The 18365-nt window shown below is 70.6% G+C and carries 13 protein-coding genes; 7 read left to right on the top strand and 6 right to left on the bottom strand.

Annotation, left to right across the window (positions count from 1 at the left end; translation table 11 throughout):
- Positions 1-36 precede the first annotated feature (36 nt).
- The 6 genes from CA12_RS06095 to CA12_RS06070 form a co-directional block, all read right to left on the bottom strand.
- A complete protein-coding gene (locus CA12_RS06095) occupies positions 37-2421 on the bottom strand; it encodes a M48 family metallopeptidase (RefSeq protein WP_145357977.1) in 2385 nt (794 codons plus the stop codon).
- Positions 2422-2449: 28 nt separating this feature from the next.
- Positions 2450-3172, bottom strand: a complete 723-nt coding sequence (locus CA12_RS06090; protein WP_145357976.1) for a Uma2 family endonuclease — start codon at positions 3170-3172, stop codon at positions 2450-2452.
- Between the two features lie 126 nt (positions 3173-3298).
- Positions 3299-4312, bottom strand: coding sequence for a ketol-acid reductoisomerase (gene ilvC, locus CA12_RS06085; protein ID WP_145357975.1), 1014 nt, complete (start codon positions 4310-4312; stop codon positions 3299-3301).
- Positions 4313-4413: 101 nt separating this feature from the next.
- A complete protein-coding gene (gene ilvN, locus CA12_RS06080) occupies positions 4414-5016 on the bottom strand; it encodes an acetolactate synthase small subunit (RefSeq protein ID WP_145357974.1) in 603 nt (200 codons plus the stop codon).
- Between the two features lie 160 nt (positions 5017-5176).
- On the bottom strand, positions 5177-5761 hold the full coding sequence (locus tag CA12_RS06075) for a GNAT family N-acetyltransferase (RefSeq protein ID WP_145357973.1): 585 nt from the start codon (positions 5759-5761) through the stop codon (positions 5177-5179).
- A gap of 87 nt (positions 5762-5848) precedes the next feature.
- Positions 5849-7390, bottom strand: coding sequence for an ArsB/NhaD family transporter (locus CA12_RS06070; protein WP_207622156.1), 1542 nt, complete (start codon positions 7388-7390; stop codon positions 5849-5851).
- A 459-nt stretch (positions 7391-7849) separates the two neighbouring features.
- Between CA12_RS06070 and CA12_RS06065 the strand changes: the two genes are divergently transcribed.
- The 7 genes from CA12_RS06065 (at position 7850) to CA12_RS06035 (ending at position 18259) form a co-directional block, all read left to right on the top strand.
- Positions 7850-10093, top strand: a complete 2244-nt coding sequence (locus tag CA12_RS06065; protein ID WP_145357972.1) for an ATP-binding response regulator — start codon at positions 7850-7852, stop codon at positions 10091-10093.
- Positions 10094-10225: 132 nt separating this feature from the next.
- Entirely contained in the window at positions 10226-10687 is a 462-nt protein-coding gene (locus tag CA12_RS06060; RefSeq protein WP_165700588.1) for a circadian clock KaiB family protein, read from the top strand.
- A 111-nt stretch (positions 10688-10798) separates the two neighbouring features.
- Positions 10799-12367 carry a circadian clock protein KaiC gene (gene kaiC / locus CA12_RS06055; protein WP_145357970.1) on the top strand — a complete coding sequence of 523 codons (1569 nt, stop codon included), beginning with the start codon at positions 10799-10801 and terminating at the stop codon, positions 12365-12367.
- An 872-nt stretch (positions 12368-13239) separates the two neighbouring features.
- Positions 13240-14409, top strand: a complete 1170-nt coding sequence (dnaN, locus tag CA12_RS06050) for a DNA polymerase III subunit beta (RefSeq protein ID WP_145357969.1) — start codon at positions 13240-13242, stop codon at positions 14407-14409.
- 137 nt (positions 14410-14546) lie between these two features.
- A complete protein-coding gene (locus tag CA12_RS06045) occupies positions 14547-15014 on the top strand; it encodes a DUF721 domain-containing protein (RefSeq protein ID WP_145357968.1) in 468 nt (155 codons plus the stop codon).
- Positions 15015-15195: 181 nt separating this feature from the next.
- Positions 15196-17796: a DNA gyrase subunit B gene (locus CA12_RS06040; RefSeq protein WP_242688137.1), complete on the top strand. Its 2601-nt coding sequence runs from the start codon at positions 15196-15198 to the stop codon at positions 17794-17796.
- Between the two features lie 40 nt (positions 17797-17836).
- Positions 17837-18259, top strand: a complete 423-nt coding sequence (locus CA12_RS06035) for a dual specificity protein phosphatase family protein (RefSeq protein ID WP_145357967.1) — start codon at positions 17837-17839, stop codon at positions 18257-18259.
- Positions 18260-18365 lie beyond the last annotated feature (106 nt).

The following is an 18365-nucleotide window of genomic DNA, read 5'->3' as shown; positions in this document are numbered from 1 at the left end:
CCGGCCCGGTTCACCCCGGCGGGTTCGCCCCGCCGCTCATCCCGCGCCCAGCTTGAGGCGGGCGGCGATCCAGTCGGCGCGGGCGGCGAGGACGCGCTCGGCGTGGTCGGCGGCGGCGGACAGCTCCCGCAGGCTGCGGGCGACCGCCGAGAGCAGCAGGACCGGGCCGTCCTCCGCCGTCGCGGTCGTCAGGCGGGCGGAGAACGGCCGGGCGGCGGCGTCCGGCTTCTGCGTGACCTCCAACGGCGCTCGGAAGGGGTCCGGCAGGCCCAGCAACTTGCGGTTCAACGTCGCCAACTCCTCCGCCAGGGCGTTCAGCCGGGCCTCCGCCTCCCGTTGCAGGCCGACGGCGGAGCCGGCGTCCTGGATCGCCTGGAGCGCCGCGGTCAGCCGCACCGCCGCGTCCTGCGTCGCCCGGATCGCCGGCCGGGCCTCCCGCACGGCGTGATTGAACGCCAACAATTCGTCAATGCCGGCCGACACGTAGCCGGGCAGTTTGTCGGCTACGCCGGGCGCGGCGAACAGGTCGAGGGACAGCAGGCGGACGTCCGCCGGGGCGCGTTCGAGTTCGATCACCTCTCGCTCCGTGTCGGCCCGGGCGCGTTCGAGCTTCTGCAGCTTGGCCTCCAGGATCAGCCGGTCGTCGCCGGCCCCCCGGCGGGCGGCGGGGATGAAATCCAACTCGGCGACGCGGCCGAAGGCTTTCATCCGCCGCCGGGTCAGTTTGTCCATCCGGGCGATCGCGGTTTGCAGCAGGGCGGCGTCCTCCGCCGCGTCCTGCCGCCGGACCGCCAGCCGAGCCTGATGGGCGGTGCGGTCCTCGGGCGGTTCAAGGTAGGGCCGTTCGTAGGGCAGCAGGCGGGCGGGGCGTTCCTCGGGCGCCTCCGGCTCCTCCGCCGGGTCGGCTGTCCGGCCGCGGCGCCGTTTGGTTGCGCCGGCGCGGCCGTTCTGCGATGCCGTGGTCGGCCCGGCCTCGGCCTGCTTGCCCCGGGGGCTGTGCGGGTTCGGGGGCAGCGAACGGACCGGGGCGAGGTCGTTCGGGTCCGGCCGTTCGCCCAGCATCTGCATATAGAGGTCCAGCGTGACGTCCCGGCAGAGGGCGGGAAAGTCACCGAACAGGTCCGTCGCCGAGCCGTTCAAATTGAGTGCGTGCCCGCCGTTGGCGGCCAGCCGTTCCCCCTCGCGGCGGGCGGCGGCGAGGCGGCGGGCGGTCGGGGGGTGCGAACTGAAGAGCCGCTGCCAGAAGCCGGCCTGGGAGCGCATGTCGCGTTCCCACTCCAGCGCCTCGTCCTCGCTCAGGCGGGGGGCGTGGTGCACGCACAGGGCCGGCAGGTCCTCCGGCGGGGAGCCGCCCAGCAGCGCGGGCACCAACTCGCGCATCGCCCCGTCGTGGCCGATGACCAGCTCCGTGGCCCGGCGGGAGGCGTCGGCGAAGGCGTCGGGGCCGCACAGCCGCACTTTATAACGGTCCGCGTCGAACTCCATCTGCCGGGACAGCGCCGACAGCGCCGCTTCGCTCAGATAGAGCAGCACAATTAAGATCCGCCGCACGACCCAGACGGACGCCCCGCACAGCCAGAACAGCGGGGAGAATCCGCTGAGCTCCGCAGAGCCCTCCGCGATCCATTCGTCCACCCGGTCGCGTTGATAGACCATACGGGCGAGCCAGCCCTGCACGGCCAGCGCCGCCCCGGTCAGCCCCCGCCCGCCCCGCTGGGCGAAGTGGCCGAACTCGTGGGCCAGAATGCCCGCGAACCCCGCCGCCGACAGCCCCGCGGCGAAGGGCACGCCGATCGTCAGCACGAACTTCCCCCCGAACAGCCCCAGAAATCCGCCCTGATAACCCGCGGACATATTCGCCTGCGCGTCGACCCGCACCTGATCCGGCCGCGGGGCGGACACCGCGTCGCACACCCGATCAATTAATGCGAACAGCGTCGGCTGCGTTTGGCGGTGCAGCACGCGCCACTGACTGCGTCCGCCCTCCGGCGCCGCCAGCGGTTTGAGCAGCGCCAGGATCACCGCTCCCCCGGCGACCCCCGGGGCCAGATAGAGCAGCGCCGCGAGGACTCGCCCCCGCCCGCGGCCCAGCTCCAGCAGCGCCGTGTGCTCCATGAAGTGATAATAAATCGCCCCGCCGACGCCCCCGATCAGCGTCAGATAAACGACCGGCATCAACAGCACGACGCCGGCGGCGAACAGCGCGACGATCTGATACCCCAGCGACGCCCGCACCGTGCGGACGGGGTTCACGAACCCGGCGGCGACGTCCTCGGGGGAGAGCCGCGCCGCCCGTTTCGGCGGCCGCGGCCGCGGCCGCGGCGGTTTGCGGCCCGCGGGGAGCCCGGCCGCCGGCTTGCCCGCCCGCCCCCGCACCCGCGGCGGCAACGCGGGCGGGGTCCGGGGCGGGAGACGGGCCATACAGGACTGCCAAACGCAAAACGAAGGGTCAGGCGGACAGCACGCGGGCGTAAATCTCGGCCAGCGTCAGCGTCGCGGCGGGTTCCGTCAGCGTGACGGACTCCTCCAACCCCGCGTGCCGGGTGACGTGCCACCCGTCCTCCGGCGCCGACCCCGCCGGCCGCGTGTAGTGCAGAATGGCCGGCTCGTCTTGGGCGACGATCAGGTAATCCGTGACGGACGGGATCGAGGCGTAATCACCGAGCTTCGCGGTCAAGTCCTCGTCCGCGGTAGAGTCGGACAGGATTTCGACCAGCACGGTTGGATTCTCCAACACCAGCCGCATGCCTCGGGGGTGCGGCTCGAACCGGGGCGGGACCGGGTAGAGAAGGACGTCCGGGTAGCGCAGACGCCCACCGCGGGACCGGGCGACCCGCACCGCCATGCCCTGCGACAGCTTTCCGTAACGCCGCGGCTCCCCCAGAAACGGCCGGACCAAGTCGAGCAGCGTGTCTAGCAGTTCGTTGTGCTCGAACGTGGGCATCGCGGGGTTCCCGTCGTCGTCGTAACCGCTCACCGGCCGCACCTCACCGAGTTCCGCACCGCTCTCGTCGAACAGGCCGAGTCCGCACTTCCACTCGTGCGGCCGCTCCGCCTTCGCCTGAAACTTCCAGTAGTCCGGCTCCGTCAAATACAGCCGGCCCGGGATGCGACGGCCGCACCACGCAGGACGCGAGCCGGACGCGGCGGGGGTCAGCACGGACGAGGACATCGCGACGGTTCCTCCGGGAACGGGGTGAACGCCAGTGTACCGCCGCGGAGTCGCCCGGCGTCAATGCAAACGACCCGGACGCCTGAGGCGTCCGGATCGTGGATTCACGCGGCGGGAAGCCGGGGCTCAGACCTTTTTGTCGTCGATCCAGCTCATCATTTCGCGGAGCTTCAGGCCGATCTGCTCGACGCCGTGCTCGCGTTCGCGGCGGCGGGTGGCCTTGAAGCTGGCCTGGTTGGCCTTGTTCTCCAGGATCCAGTCACGGGCGAACTTGCCGCTCTGGATGTCCTCGAGGACGCGTTTCATCTCCGCGCGGGTCTCGTCGGTGATGATGCGGGGGCCGGTTTTATAATCGCCGTACTCCGCGGTGTTGGAGATGCTGTACCGCATGTAGCTGAGGCCGCCCTGATAGAGCAGGTCGACGATCAGCTTCAATTCGTGCATGCACTCGAAGTAGGCCATCTCCGGCTGATAGCCGGCTTCCACCAGCGTGTCGAAGCCGGCTTTGACCAACTCGCTGACGCCGCCGCACAGCACGGCCTGCTCGCCGAACAGGTCGGTCTCGGTTTCCTCGGCGAAGGTGGTTTCGATGACGCCGCCGCGGGTGCCGCCGACGCCCTTGGCGTAGGCCAGGGCCAGGCCGCGGACTTCGTTCAGGTCGGTGCCTTCGCTCTCCTGCAGGGCGATCAGGCAGGGGACGCCGCCGCCGGCCTCGTACTCGCTGCGGACGAGGTGGCCGGGGCCCTTGGGGGCGACCAGGGCGCAGCCGACGCCCTTGGGCGGGTCGATCTGATTAAAATGGATGTTGAACCCGTGGGAGCACATCAGCACGTTGCCGGGCTTCAGATTGCCGGCGACGTCGGACTTAAACACGTCCCCCTGCACCTCGTCGGGGAGCAGCAGGTTGACGAGGTCGCCGGCCTCGGCGGCCTCGGCGGCGCTGACCGGCTTGAAGCCGTGCTCGACGGCGAGGTCGTAGTTCGCGGAGCCCTTCCGCTGCCCGACGATCACGTTGACGCCGCTGTCGCGGAGGTTCTGGGCCTGGGCGTGGCCCTGGGAGCCGTAACCGAGGATGGCGACCGTCTTGCCTTCCAGCAGGGAGAGGTCGGCGTCGTCGTCGTAATAAATCGTCGCGGCCATCGGGGGGGCTTCGCGGGGGGTGGGGGGGAGTGAAGAGGAATTAGCCGTCCTCTTGAAGAGGACGGCTAACGAAGCGTTGTTGCGTTGTCGAAGCGACCGGCTTACGCCGCGGCCGGCGCGGCGGCGGCTTCAATCTCGGCGGCTTTTTCGGCCTGGGCGTCGGCGTCGTCCGGGGCGTCCTCGACGCCTTCGGTGATCCGGCCCCGCCGGGCCAGGGCCACGCGGCCGGTGCGGACCAGCTCCAGAATGCCGAACGGCCGCACGAGGTCGATAAAGGCCTCGATCTTGGATTCCTGCCCGCTCAGTTCGACCATCAGGTGGGCCGGGGAGAGGTCCACGATCTTGCCGCGGAAGACGTCGACCAGCTCGCGGATCTCCGTCCGGCGGGCGGCGGGGTTCTCCTCGCCGTTCGGGCCGACGCCGGCGGTGGAGACCTTCACCAGCATCAGGTCGCGGTCGACCATGTCCGTGTTCTGGTAATCCAGGACGCGGACGACGTTGACCAGCTTTTCCAGCTGCTTGCGGACCTGCTCCAGCACGCGGTCGTCGCCCTGGATGACGAAGGTCATCCGGGAGAACCGCGGGTTCTCCGTGGCGCCGACGGCCAGCGAATCGATGTTGAAGGCCCGGCTGGCCAACATGCCGGAAACGTGCGCCAGCACGCCCGGCTGGTTCATCACCAGGGCGGAGAGGACGTGACGCATAACGAACAGACCGGGAGCGGGGGCATCGAGCGGCGCGGCAGACTACCGGTCGGCCGACCTGGGGGAAAGCCAACCGGACCCCGCAAACCCCGGCAGGTTCGCCGCGGCCCGGTCCCGTTCCGGGTTTTGTCTGTTGAAATTTGTTCCTTGGAACTTCCCGTCAATCCGGGTGATCCGGCAGCGGGTCGGCCTCATAGAGGTCGACGAAGCCCACGCGGCGCAGCACGGCCAGCGCGGGGGCGTTCCAGACCATCGTGTCCGCCCAGGCGGCCCCGCCGGGGGGGGCGGCGGCGAGGGCGGCCCGCAGGATCGCCGTGCTGATCCCCCGGCCGCGGGCCGCCCGGTGCGTGGCCATGGCGTAGACCAGCCGATCGTCCGGCCCCAGCGCCTCGTGCCAGCCCGGCGCCCGGTCCCCCGGCCGGGTGCGGGCGAAGCCCAACGGTTCGCCGCCGTGTTCGCCGGGAATCGAGCCGACCCACAGCGTCGCCCCCTCGGCGGCCTCGGCCCGTTGCACGGCGGGGAAATCCATGCCGAAACGCCCCGCGAGGCCGCTCGTCACGTCGGCGGGCAACGCCTCGTCCGGGCCGTACCCGACGACCGTGACGCCGCCCGCTACGGCGTCCGGGGCCCCCGCCGCCCGGCCGGTCGTGTCGCATTTCAACACTGTCAGCCGACGGCGAAACCGATTGTTGAACCGAAATTGCACGGCCCACAAGACGTCGGCGAGCGGGCGTGGGAGGGGCATCGGCCGGGCGCGGCGGGGTCTCGGGGGTTGCGTCACACTACCCCGCCGCACGTCGTCGGGAGAGCCGATTCGCGGCCGCCCCCGGCGCTATTGGACCACGCCCGGCAGGTCGGGGATCCAGCCGAGGCGCTGCAGGGCGAGGATATAGAAGATAATGCCGATCACCTGCAGCACCATCACGGTGCCGCCGATCTTGATGAACTCCCCCCAGCCGACCGTCACGCCGGCCTCCTTCTTCAACGTATAGAGCGCGATCACGCAACTAATGCTGCCGATCGGCGTGGCGTTGCCGCCGAGGTTCGTGGAGAGAATCAGCGTCCACCAGAGCGGTTCGATCGGCGTGCCGGGCTCCGCGCCGACGCTTTCCACAATGGGGATCAGCGTGGCGGCGACGGGGATGTTATCCACGAACGCGCTGGCCACCGCGCTGAACGCCGCCAACAACGGCACCAGGAGGTTCGGGTCGCCGCCGCTGAGAGCGACGACCTGCCGGGCCAGCCACTCCAGGGCGCCGGTCGCCTCCACGCAGCCGATCACCAGAAACAGTCCGGTGAAGAACAGGATGACCGTCAGGTTCACCTTGCCGATCGCGTCCTCCACGCCTTTGCCGGCGAACAGCAGGCTCAGCACCCCGCCGGCCATCGCCACATAATCGACGCCCAGCCCCAGCGTCGTGGCGAAGGCGAAGCCCAGCACGGTCAGGGCGAGAATCAGGGCGCTGCGGACCATGACCCACCGGCTCTCGACCAGCGACCAGGGGTCGAACTCCCGCAGCTTCGCGTCCAGCGCCGACTTCTGTTCGTCGGTCTGCTTCCACGGCACTTCGTGGCGGAAGAAGTAGCGCAGCGCCCCCATCGCGATCAGCAGGCTGAAGACCGCGTAGGGCAGGCTGACCTGCAGAAATTGCACATAGGGAATGCCCACCTCGGCGCCGACCAGGATATTCGGCAGCCCGCTGGCGAACGTCGCCAGCGCCCCGGAGTTCGCACAGATCGCCACCGTCAGCAGGTACGGCCTGGGGCTGTATTCGAGGCTGCGGCAGATCACCAGCACCAGACTGCACAGGATTAACGTCGCCGGGACGGTCGTGAGGACCGCCACCAGCGCGAACGTCAATAAACTGATCGCCAGCCACAGCGCCCCCGCCCGGCCGTGCGTCAGCCGCACGATCCAGATGGAGATGAAGTGAAACAGACCGCTTTTGCCGACCACGTCCACTAAAATGCCGGTGCCGATGATCACGGCGAAGATGTTCAGCTCCCCGCTGAGCACCTCGTAGAGGTCGCCGTATTCCGCGAACAGGGGCTCCTCGCCGAGCCACTGCATGTTCAACGCGAGCAGCACCATCACCAGCGCCCCGCCCAGCGCCGCGACCGTCTTGTGCAGGCGGTCGAACGCCACGCCGGCGTAGGTCAGCAGCATGCCGACGGCGAACAGGGTCATCACCCAGCCGGGCGCCGGCTCCCCGACGGGACCGCCGGCGGCCAACAGCGGGGCGATCCCCGTCGCCCACGACCCGTCGGCCAGGGCGCCTGCGGCCAGGGCACCGGGGCCGAGGGTCAGGTCTGCGAACGTCGGGTCCGGGATCGGGGCGAACCCGCAGGGCGGCGGCACGGGTGCGAACGGCACGGGTGCAGGGACCGGGCGGGGGGACGAACCAGCCGGCACGAACCGGGCGGCGGGACGGGGATGAGGGGCGAGCCGGCCGGACGCCGACGGCGGTCCGACCGCGGACGGAAGCCCGCGGGGAGACGGGCAGCCCGGGGGCGGCCCGGGGGCAGCCCGGCGACGGGGGACCGCCGGCAGGCCTGCGGGGGCGGCACGCTACCGCCCCCGCCGCTCGGAACCAACCGGACCGCCGCCGCCCCCGCGGCCGCGGCCTCCCCCGCGGCCCGTTCCGGGATTCGCCCCTGCAACCCGCTCCGGCATTCGCGGGGTCCCCCCGGGCATTCCCCATGACTTGCCGCCTCACGGGGGGGGATTTCCCCACGCGATGAACCGGCTTTGAGGGCGGGGTTCCCCCGTTGCCGTCGATGCCGACTCCGCACACACTCCCCCTCAACGCCTTCCGCCCCGCTCCGCCAGTCCATGTCGCCACCGCCAGCTTCGCCGGCGCCCGGGAGCGGGTCGGACGCCCACGGGAGAGAAGCGCCTGCGGACGCGGGCGCCGACGTCCCCCTGACGGCGCCGTCGTCTCACGCGGGAGCCCTGCCCCGTCCGGACCCCGACGCCGCCGCAAAGTCCCTGCAGATTTCCCGGGCGCTGCTGGTGGACGACCGGGAGCAGCCCCGGGCCCTCGCCGCCGCGGAGTTGAGGCGCACGCTCCCGCACGTGAAGTTGGAGATCGCCAGCTCCCAGGCGGAGGCGATCCGGCTGCTGGATCGGTTCGCCCCGGCCCCGGAAGGGGCGGCGTCCTTCGAGACGCGAACGGACCGGAACCAGGACGGCCCGAACCAGAATCAACCGTCGTCCCGAAAGTGGTCCGGGGCGGGGGACGCGAAGCCGTTCCAGTTCGCGGTGGTGCGAAACGGGATGGCGTGGAGCGACGAGATGGAGTTGCCGCACGCCTTCCACGATCGGCTGCCGAACGTCCCGTTGATCATCACCTGCGACCCGGATTTGGACGAGGCTCCCGTGGACGCCAGGGATCCGGCCCTCGCCATGAACCTCGTGCGGCGGAACGGGCTGGAGGACGCCATCCCGATCGCCGGCGACAACGTGGCCGCCATCGCCGCCGCGGCTGAGGCTTGCCTGAAGCTGGACCGCATCGTCGCCGAACGCGACCGGGCGATCGCGGAGCGCGACCAAGCGATCGTGGAGCGGGACCGCAAGGCGACGGAGCTGCAGGCGTCGAAGGAGAAGGTCAATTCGCTGCTGCGCGCCTCCGCCAAATTGGCGGAGGCCGAGGCCGGCGAACGCCGCCGCCTCGCCCTCGTGCTGCACGAGGACATGCTGCAACTGTTGGTGGCGGCCCGGATGTTCCTCGCCTGCGCCCAGACCGCCGAGGACGACGCCGAGGGCGGCCCGCTGGCGGAGATCGACGCCCTGCTGGTCCGCAGCGTGCAGCTCTGCAAGGACCTGACCGGGCTGTGGAGCCCGCTGGTGCTCTACGAGGCGGGCCTGGTGGCGGCGTTGCGCTGGTTGGGCGAGACGACCCGGCCGTTGCCGGACCTCCCGCCGGGAGCCGAGTCCGACGAGGCGCCCTCCGCCCCGGCCGGGCCGATTCCGGGATCGCTGGTCGCGGAGGTGGACTGCGACGACGACGCCGAACCCGCCACCCAGGACAGTCGCACCCTGCTGTATCAGGCCGCGGTGGAGTTGCTCACCAACGTCGCCCGGCACGCCGGCGTCGATCACGCCCGGCTGTCGCTGCGGCGGGTCCGCACCGGCCCGGACTCGCCGGACATGCTCAGCCTGACGGTCTCGGACGAGGGACGCGGCTTCGACGCCGCCCCGGCCCCCCCGACCCCGGACGTCCCGCACGCCGGAGCCGCCCCGGACCGGGGCGCCCCCGCCCGCCCGGACGCCGGCCGGAGCCGCGATGCCGCTCCGGGCTCGGGAGCCGACGACGCGATCTCCGCCGACGCCGCGGTCTCCGCCGACGCCGACGCCGTGATCGACGACGACGCGGACGGGTCGGACTACCCGGCGACCGATCGGTTCGGCCTGTTCAGCCTGGCGGAACGGCTGCGGCTGGCCGGAGGCCGCATGGAGATCGAAAGCGTCGCCGGTCGCGGGACCACGGTGCGGCTGCTCTGCCCGGCGGACGCGGGGCGATTCGCCCAGCGTCCCCTGTTCGCGGATTCCGACCCGCCCCCCGCCGACGCCCCCGCAGCCCCCGCCGATGCCGACGGGATCCCCCACGACCCCGCTTCGCAGACCGAGATGCTCGCCCCCCCTTCGCCTTCCGAAACCAACCCGGCGACGGGTTCCACCCCGGCCACGGGTTCCAAGCCGTCCGCCGCCCCGGTGCGCGTCCTGCTGGCCGACGACCACCGCATCATCCGCATGTCCCTGTCCGGCCTGCTGGGCCGGGCGGCGGGGGTGGAGGTCGTCGGGGAGGCCGTCGACGGCGAGGAGGCCCTGCGGAAAGCGGAGGAGCTGCGGCCGGACGTCGTCCTGATGGACGTCAACATGCCGAACCTGGACGGCGTGGAGGCGACCCGCCGCCTGAAGGCCGCCCAGCCCCAGACGCGCGTGATCGCCCTGTCGATGCACGAATCCGACGACCGCGAGATGGAAATGTTCGAGGCCGGCGCCGAATGCTACGTCGTGAAGGACGGCCCGCCGGACCAGCTCCTCCGGGCGGTGCTCGGGGAAGCCCCGCTCTGACCCCCGGGGCGTTCGCCGGGGCCGGATGAAATCGTCGGCAGGACGCCTTCACGCCGGGGGCGGGAGAGGTGCCGCGTTCGTCGGCTTCGTTATCCTGCGACTCCCCATCCGGCCGTCCATCCTGCCGCCGCTTTGACCAAAGCCACGTCCCTCGAAGAATTGGCGCCCGCCGGGGCGACGCCGGCGAGCTATCGGTTCCAGCTGTTCGTCACGGGCAACAGCCTGCTGTCGCGGCGCGCCCGGGAGCACGTGGAGCGGCACCTCGTCGGCCCGCTGGGAAATCGGGCGGAGGTGGAGATCGTCGACCTCATCGCCGACCCGATCGCGGCGCGGCGGGAACGCATCGTCGCCACCCCCACGCTGATCCGCCTGGAACCCTCCCCGGTCGTGCGGTTGATCGGCGACCTGACGGACTTCGATCGCGTCCGCACCCTGGTGCTCGTCGGGGATGATTGCCGCCTGGTCGACGGAGCCTCGGCTCACCCGGCAGCCAGCGCCCCGCTCGCCAGTGCCCCGCCAACCAGCGCCGCGAGCCGCTCGGCGGACGGCGCGCCCTCCGGCGTTGCGCCGACGACCGACCCGTCGCCGGCCTAACGCCGCCCCCTCTCCCGCGGCGGCGCCCCCGACGCCCCGGTTCACACACGGCCGTCGCTCGACGCCAGCCCGGCATCCTGGCTCCCCTCTCGCCCCCGCGTTTCGTCCACAATGTCCCACGCTCTCCCCAGCGACGCCCGCCCCGCCGGCGAAGACGCCTCCGCCGCACAGGACGCCGCCGGCCGGGACGAGGACGCGGGTCGGCACGCCGGCCTGCCCCGTCTGGCCACGGGGCTGGAGGGGCTGGACCATGTGCTGATGGGCGGGCTGCCCCGGGGCCGCACCACCATGGTGCTGGGCTCCAGCGGCTCCGGCAAGACGCTGCTGGTCTCCCAGTTTCTCTGGAACGCCGTGCGGCGGGGCGAGCCGGCGGTGCTGGTCACCTTCGAGGAACAGGCGCAGGAACTGATCCGCAATGTGGGGACGCTCGGCTGGGATCTCGGGGCGGCGGCGGAGGCCGGCACGCTGCAACTGGTCGACGCCTCCCCCGATCCGCACGCGCAGACGCCCATCGGCGACTACGACCTGTCCGGGATCATCCTCCAGGTTCAGGCCGCGGTTCAGCAGTGCGGGGCGAAGCTGGTCGCGCTGGACTCCCTGGGCGGGCTGTTCACCCAGTTCGAAGACCACGGGGCGCTGCGACGGGAGATCGTGCGCCTGCGGGACCTCCTGCGGGAGATGGGCTGCACCACCGTCATCACCGCCGAGCGCCTGCACGAGGACGGCCCGGTCTCCCGGCACGGGATCGAGGACTTCGTCGCCGACTGCGTGCTGATCCTGCGGCAGACCCTGTCGAACGAGCGCCTCCGTCGCACCGTCCAGGTGCACAAACTCCGGGGGGACCGCCACCGCCACGGCGAGTATCCCTTCATCATCGCCGCGGGGGGGGAAGCGGCCCCCCCCGGCGGGCTGCACAACGGCATCGTGGTCCTGCCGATGTCGACGGAGCGGCTGTCCCAGGGCAGCGTCGCCGACCGCACGCCCTTCGGCAACGCGGGCCTGGACAGGATGACCGGCGGCGGGCTGTTCCAAGATTCCGTCGTGCTGATCAGCGGGCCGACCGGCGGCGGCAAAACGTTGCTGGCCTCCACCTTCGCCGCCCACGGCTGCCGCACCGGCGACCGCAGCCTGTTCCTCAGCTTTGAAGAAAGCCGGGCTCAACTGGTCCGCCACGCCGCCAACTGGAGCCACGACTTCGCCCATTGGGAGGAGCAAGGCCTGTTAAAAATCCGGTGCGAATACCCGGAGAATCGCGGCCTCGAAGGGCACCTGTACGAGATCCAGCGGCAGATCGAACTGTTCGAGCCCCAGCGCCTTGTGGTCGACAGCGTCAGCGCCCTGGCCCGCATCGGGACGCCCCGCGCCTTCCGCGAGTTCCTCATCGCGCTGTCCAGCCACCTGAAACGCAAACGGGTCTGCGGGCTGCTGACCGTCACCAGTTCCCACATCGTCAGCCGCTCGGAGAAGGTCGGAGTTCATATCTCCACCCTCACCGACGCCATCATCCTGCTGCGCTATCTGGAGCAGGACAACGAGATCGGCCGCAGCGTGTCGGTCGTCAAGATGCGCGGCAGTCAGCACGACAAGCACGTCCGTCAGTTCACCATCGACGACGCCGGCGCGCATGTCGGCGAGCCCGTCCACGAGACGAGCGCGGTGATCGGCAACATCCTCCCCTGAGCGGACGAACGCAGTCCGCGTTCGGCCCCTCCCCCTTCAGAGAAAGGGGCCGGGGGTGAGGGTGACGCACGGTTCCTGCGTCTCCGCTCGGAAAGTGTGAGCCCGAAGCGCAAGCGAGGCTGGGTGATGGCGCCATGTGGGCACGCCTCGGCTCGCGCCTCGGGCTGCCAACTCTGAGGGCCGGCCGCTGAACGACGTCCGGGCGTCGCTGCCCCCTCACCCCCAACCCCTCTCCCCCAAAAGGGGGGCGAGGGGAGCAACGCACCCCGCCGACGCCGGGCGCCGGGGGGCTGAATCCCGCCCCGGACCGGCGCGAATAACCGGTGGACGGCCGGTGCACGGCGGAGGCTCCGATTTCGCCGCCGGCGGCGCGGTGGACGGGCAGCCGCGCCGTCCGCCGGTTGCCCACCGCCGCTCCACCGTGAACCCACCAGTTGTTCGCGCCGGCCGGAGGGCGATTCGCGACCGCAAGCCCTTGGGCGGCGGCAAGTAACGGCTGACGACGTCGCGTCGTGCACCGCGGAGGCGGCTCCCGTAAAGGAATACTACTGATTCTTGGAAGCGGGAGCGGCCGCTCGGCCTGCGGCCGGCCGACCGCGCGACGGGTAACGTACCGAACGGTAGAGAACAGGTCGCCCGTTTCACGCGAACTACTCCGGTCAGGGCGGGGATCGGGCTGTGCGGGAGGGGGCGAAGCCGGGGCGAACATTGGGCAATCCCGCCTCCGCCGACCCCCGCCAGAGGCCCCGTGGCGGCTGGGATGTCGTAAACTGGAGGCCCCGTCCATTGCGCACGCCGTGCGTCCCCCGGTCCGCGTTCTCGCCGCTCGCGTCACTCGTTCCCGGCGCCCTCGTTCCGCCCGAAACTGCCCGATGAAACTGCACTGCGCCCGCCCCGCCCTCGCCGCGGCGTTCACCACCGTCGGGGCCGCCGTGCCCACCCGCACCCCCAAGGAGATCCTCCGCAACGTGCGGATCGACGCCGAGGGCGATTCCGCGGTGCTCTCCGGCACCGACAGCGAGGTCGGCGTGCGGGTCAAACTGGGCGGCGTGACCGTCGAACGCCCCGGCTCCACCCTGCTGCCGGCCCAGCGCGTCCAGCAGATCCTGCGGGAACTCAACGACGACACCGTGCACCTCGAACTCGGCCCCGCCCCGGGCGCCAAAGGCGGCGAGGAGCCGGAGGAGAACGACGCCGTCTGGATCCGGGCCGGGCACTCGGAGTTCCGCCTCTCCCCCGAAGATCCCGCGGAGTTCCCGCCGGTCGCCGACTTCGAGCAGGACGCCTACCACACCCTGTCCGAGGGCGTGCTGAAGGGCGCCATCCGCCGCACGCTGTTCGCCACGGACACCGAGAGCACCCGCTACGCCCTGGGCGGCGTGCTGGTGGAAGTCGGTTCCGGCGAGAACGGCGGGGAGACCGTCACCTTCGCCGCCACCGACAGCCGCCGCCTGGCCGTGGTGGAAGCCGCCGCCTCCGCGACCGGCTCCCCCGGCACGGGCCCGGCCGACGGGCCGGTGATCCCCGCGAAGGCCCTGGGCATCCTGGACCGCGTGCTGGGCGACGCCGACGGCGAAGTGTTCGTCACCCTGCGGGACAACGACGTGCTCTGCAAAGCCGGCGACGTGGTCGTCTCCGCCCGTCTGGTCGAGGGCCGCTTCCCCCGCTACCGGCAGGTCATCCCCGCCGAGAGCAAGCACACGATCGAGATGGTCGCCGGGCCGTTTTATTCGGCGGTCCGTCAGGCCCAGATCGTGACCAGCGACGAGACCCGCGGCGTCGACTTCACCTTCGAGGACGGCAACCTGACCCTGACCAGCCGGGCCGCCGATGTGGGGGCGTCCAAGATCGAACTGCCGGTGCCCTACGACGGCGAGGCGTTCACGATCACCTTCGACCCCCGCTTCGTGGCGGACTTTTTGAAGGTGCTGGAACCGGAAGCGACCTTCACGATCGGCCTGAACGACCCGGACAGCGCCGCCGTGCTACGCACCGGCGGCGACTACACCTACGTCATCATGCCGCTGTCGCGGGATCGCTGAACCCACCAACCCGAAGCGTCAGCGAGGGCGTCGGGCGCAGCCCGGCGAGCGTTTCCCGCGGCTGCGCCGCGGCCCTCGCGGACGCTTCGAGTTGGTAGGATGAGGCGACGTCACGGCGTTCAAGCGAAGACCACCCCATGCCGCCCCGCAAGCCCGTCGGTTCGAGCAACAGGCCCCGTCCCGGTCGTCCGACGGGCGGCCCCGGCACGCCGCCGACGCTCGGGGCGGCGTTGGCGGAGCTGATTCGTATCAAGGGCGTCGCCTCGACCGGGGAGAGCACGCAGTTGGCGAAGGACTGGCGGGCCGCGGCCGGGGACCGGATCGCGGATCGCACCCGGGTGATCGGCGTGCGGCACGGGGCGTTGCACGTGGGCGTGCAGAACTCCGCGTTGCTGGGGGAGCTGGCCTCCTTCCATCAGGACCGCCTGCTGGCGGAGATGCAGCGCCGCATGCCGGAAACCCGGCTGCGGACGTTGAAGTTCAAACTCAACGGCGAACTCCGCAAGCCCCCCTCGGAGCGCCCGAACCCCGCCCAACCGCCCGACCCGGCTTTGGGGAATGATCAGAGCCCAAGAGACAAGAACCAAAGGCCGTTCGGAGGCTGAGAAGCGGTTTCAGACCCGCATCTCAAGACGCCCCCCGCTTCGCCGTCGCCGATAGGCGGCGCGCGTCTTCAGGACGCTCCCGGGATAGTGAACCGGCGGCCACCGTTTCGGCATGTCCGAACCGGCCTCCGGAGCGTACAATGAGGGCCTTCGCAGCCTGAATTTCACGCTCCCGCCGCGCATGTCCACTGACGCTCCCGCTCCCCCCGACACGACCCCCGAGACCGTCGCCGGGATGGCCCCAGGCGCCGGTGAGAACGCCGGCGGGAAAACGGTCGTCGGGCCGGACGGCAGCACGTACGGCTCGGATCAGATCCGTCACCTGCAGGGGATCGAAGGCATCCGCCTGCGGCCGGCGATGTATATCGGCGGCACCGACGCCGTCGGCCTGCACCATCTGGTGTACGAACTCATCGACAACGTCATCGACGAGTTCTCCAACGACTACGCCACGACCTGCCGGGTAAAGATCAACGCGGACGGCTCCGTGACCGTCTCCGACGACGGCCGCGGCATCCCCGTCGCCGAGACCGAGGCGCTCGGCGGCCGCAGCGCCCTGGAGGTCGTCTTCACGGAGCTGCACGCCGGCGGCAAGTTCGACCGCTCCAGCGGCTACACGACCGGCACCGGCGGCCTGCACGGCATCGGCATCACCGCCGTCAACGCCTGCGCCGAATGGCTTGAGGCCGAAGTCCGCCGCGACGGCTATCACTGGACCATGGAGTTCAAACGCGGCGAACTCACCCAGCCGCTCAAGCGGCTTGGCGCCGCGACGGAGACCGGCACCACGGTCACCTTCAAGCCCGACGCCGCCATCTTCGGCGACACCGAAGTCGTCTATGAAACGCTGCACCGCCGCCTGCGGGACGCCGCCTTCCTCAACGCCGGTCTCAAAACCAGCATTGAGGACGAACGCACCGACCAGAAGGAAGAATTCCGCTACGAAGACGGCCTCACGGAGTTCGTGCAGTACCTCAACCGCACCGAAACCCCGCTGTTCCCGCAGGTGATCCGCTGCGCCGGCGAGATCACCGTCGGCGAGGAGCAGGGCGCGGCCCAACTGATCGGCGTGGACGTCGCCTTTCAATATCACGCCGGCTTCTCCGAGCAGGTCCGCTGCTACGGCAACGGCATCTTTAACAGCGAGGGCGGCTTTCACCTCTCCGGATTTAAAACCGCCCTCACCCGCACGCTGAACGCCTACGGCAAGCGGACCAACGCCTTCAAGGACATCGTCCCCGCCGGCGACGACTTCCGCGAAGGCCTCGCCGGCGTGGTGACCGTCCGCCTGCCGGACCCCAAGTTCCTCGCCCAGAATAAGGTCAAGCTGCTCAACAACGAGGCCGAGGGCGCCGTCAACAGCGTCGTCGGGGAGCAACTGGCGAAGTACCTGGAGGAGAACCCGGACGTCGCCAAGGTCGTCCTGCAAAAGGCGGTCAAGGCCGCCGAGGCCCGCGAGGCGGCCAAAAAAGCCCGCGAAATGGTCCGCCGCAAAGGCGCCCTGACCACCGGCGGCCTGCCGGAGAAACTCCGCGACTGCCGCAGCCGGGAGCTGGAAAACACCGAGCTGTATCTGGTCGAAGGCGACTCGGCCGGCGGCTCCGCCGACACCGGCCGCGACAGCGAAACGCAGGCGATCCTGCCGCTGCGGGGCAAGATCCTGAACGTGGAGAAAGCCCAGCTCGTCAAGGTGCTGGACAACAACGAAATTAGCAACATTTTCAAGGCGGTCGGCGTCCCCCCGCAGGCCGGCGACGCGGAAGTCCGCAAGCGCCGCTACGGCCGCATTATTCTGATGTGCGACGCCGACATCGACGGCTCCCACATCCGCACGCTGATCCTCACCTTCCTGTTCCGGCACCTCCGCGAACTGGTGCGGTGCGGGGCGGTGTATATCGCCCAGCCGCCGCTGTATCGGGTGACGAAAAAGGGCTCCCGGGCCGCCCCGCGGTACGTCCTGACCCACGAGGAGATGCAGACCGAACTGGTCGAGCTGGGCCGCGACGGCGCGGAGTTGGTCGTGAAGAAGGACGGTTTCGAGTTCGCCGACGACGCCCTCGCCCGGCTGTCCGGCCTGCTGATGAAGCTGGAAGAGCCGTTGGAAACGCTCGAACGCCGCGGCGTGGATTTCCGCCTGCTGGTCCGCGAGGAATTGATCGGCGCCGACGACCAGGGCCGCGGCGGCCTGCTGCCCCGCTACCGGGTGACGATCGGCCCGAACGAGACTTGGCTCGCCGATAAGGCCGCCCTCGACGCCTTCCTGGAAGAGCATCAGCCCGCCGCCCCGGCGCCGACCGCGGACGGGGAGACCGCCGCGGAAGGGGCCGCCGCGGAGGCCGACGCCGGCCCGCTGTTTACGGTCACCGACCTGCACGAGATCCGCGGCATCAACGAGGCCCTGAGCGAATTGAAGGGCTTGGGCGTGAACCCGTCGGACCTGATCTCCGCCGGCCTGCGCAACGGCGAGCCGGTCGTGCCGTTCTTCGTCCGTCATAAAGGCGGCGAGGACGGCCTCGAAAGCCTGCGGGAACTGCTCCCGAAGCTGCGCGAGTTGGGCGAACGCGGCCTCGCCGTGGTCCGCTTTAAAGGGCTGGGCGAGATGGACAGCGAAGAATTGTGGACGACCGCGATGGACCCGGAGACCCGCACCCTGATGCAGGTCACGATGGCCGACGCCAGCGGCGCCGACGAGATCTTCCGCATCCTGATGGGCGACGCCGTCGAACCCCGCCGCGAGTTCATCGAAAAGCACGCCCTCGAAGCCCGCGACCTGGACGTGTGAGGACCGGAGGAAACGCGGGCGGCCGCCACGCTGGAACGCCATGATCCGAACTGCCCATGAAGACTTGGCGTTTCTCGCCGATGCGGCGTCCGCCCGGGATCTGCGGCGGCTCTATGACCTACGGATTCAAGCCGTCGTCGATCTCGCTGTGGAAGAACCGCCCGCCACGCTCGGCCGCGACCTCATCTACTGCCGCTTCCCGCTGCACGACGACGGGTCGAACTCGCCCGAGTTGATCGCGACTGCTGTCGAAACGGTCCATATGCTCTTCGTCCGCCAAATCCGCACGCTGGTGTGCTGTTCGGGGGGGATGAGCCGGTCCCCCGTTATCACCGCGGCGGCGCTGGCCCGGCTGACTGGCGGATCGCTGGAGGATTGCCTCGTCCACCTGACCGACGGCGGGCCACGGGACGTCTCGCCAGCGCTGCTGGCCTCCGTGCGAGCGGCGACGGCACAGCGCTAAGTCACTGTTTCAATACTAACCCGAAGCGTCAGCGAGGGCCTCTGCGCAGCGGAGGCGACCTTTCGTCGAGCTGCGGCCGACGCCCTCGCTGACGCTTCGGGTTGGT

It is taken from the genome of Alienimonas californiensis, assembly GCF_007743815.1.
GTDB classification, from domain to species: domain Bacteria; phylum Planctomycetota; class Planctomycetia; order Planctomycetales; family Planctomycetaceae; genus Alienimonas; species Alienimonas californiensis.
This window is presented reverse-complemented; position numbering and strand designations above follow the sequence as displayed.

Coding starts and splice junctions, on each gene's coding strand:
- CA12_RS06095 (WP_145357977.1), bottom strand. CDS start 2,421: ATGGCCCGTCTCCCGCCCCGGACCCCGCCCGCGTTGCCGCCGCGGGTG.
- CA12_RS06090 (WP_145357976.1), bottom strand. CDS start 3,172: ATGTCCTCGTCCGTGCTGACCCCCGCCGCGTCCGGCTCGCGTCCTGCG.
- ilvC (WP_145357975.1), bottom strand. CDS start 4,312: ATGGCCGCGACGATTTATTACGACGACGACGCCGACCTCTCCCTGCTG.
- ilvN (WP_145357974.1), bottom strand. CDS start 5,016: ATGCGTCACGTCCTCTCCGCCCTGGTGATGAACCAGCCGGGCGTGCTG.
- CA12_RS06075 (WP_145357973.1), bottom strand. CDS start 5,761: ATGCCCCTCCCACGCCCGCTCGCCGACGTCTTGTGGGCCGTGCAATTT.
- CA12_RS06065 (WP_145357972.1), top strand. CDS start 7,850: ATGTCGCCACCGCCAGCTTCGCCGGCGCCCGGGAGCGGGTCGGACGCC.
- kaiC (WP_145357970.1), top strand. CDS start 10,799: ATGTCCCACGCTCTCCCCAGCGACGCCCGCCCCGCCGGCGAAGACGCC.
- dnaN (WP_145357969.1), top strand. CDS start 13,240: ATGAAACTGCACTGCGCCCGCCCCGCCCTCGCCGCGGCGTTCACCACC.
- CA12_RS06045 (WP_145357968.1), top strand. CDS start 14,547: ATGCCGCCCCGCAAGCCCGTCGGTTCGAGCAACAGGCCCCGTCCCGGT.
- CA12_RS06040 (WP_242688137.1), top strand. CDS start 15,196: ATGTCCACTGACGCTCCCGCTCCCCCCGACACGACCCCCGAGACCGTC.
- CA12_RS06035 (WP_145357967.1), top strand. CDS start 17,837: ATGATCCGAACTGCCCATGAAGACTTGGCGTTTCTCGCCGATGCGGCG.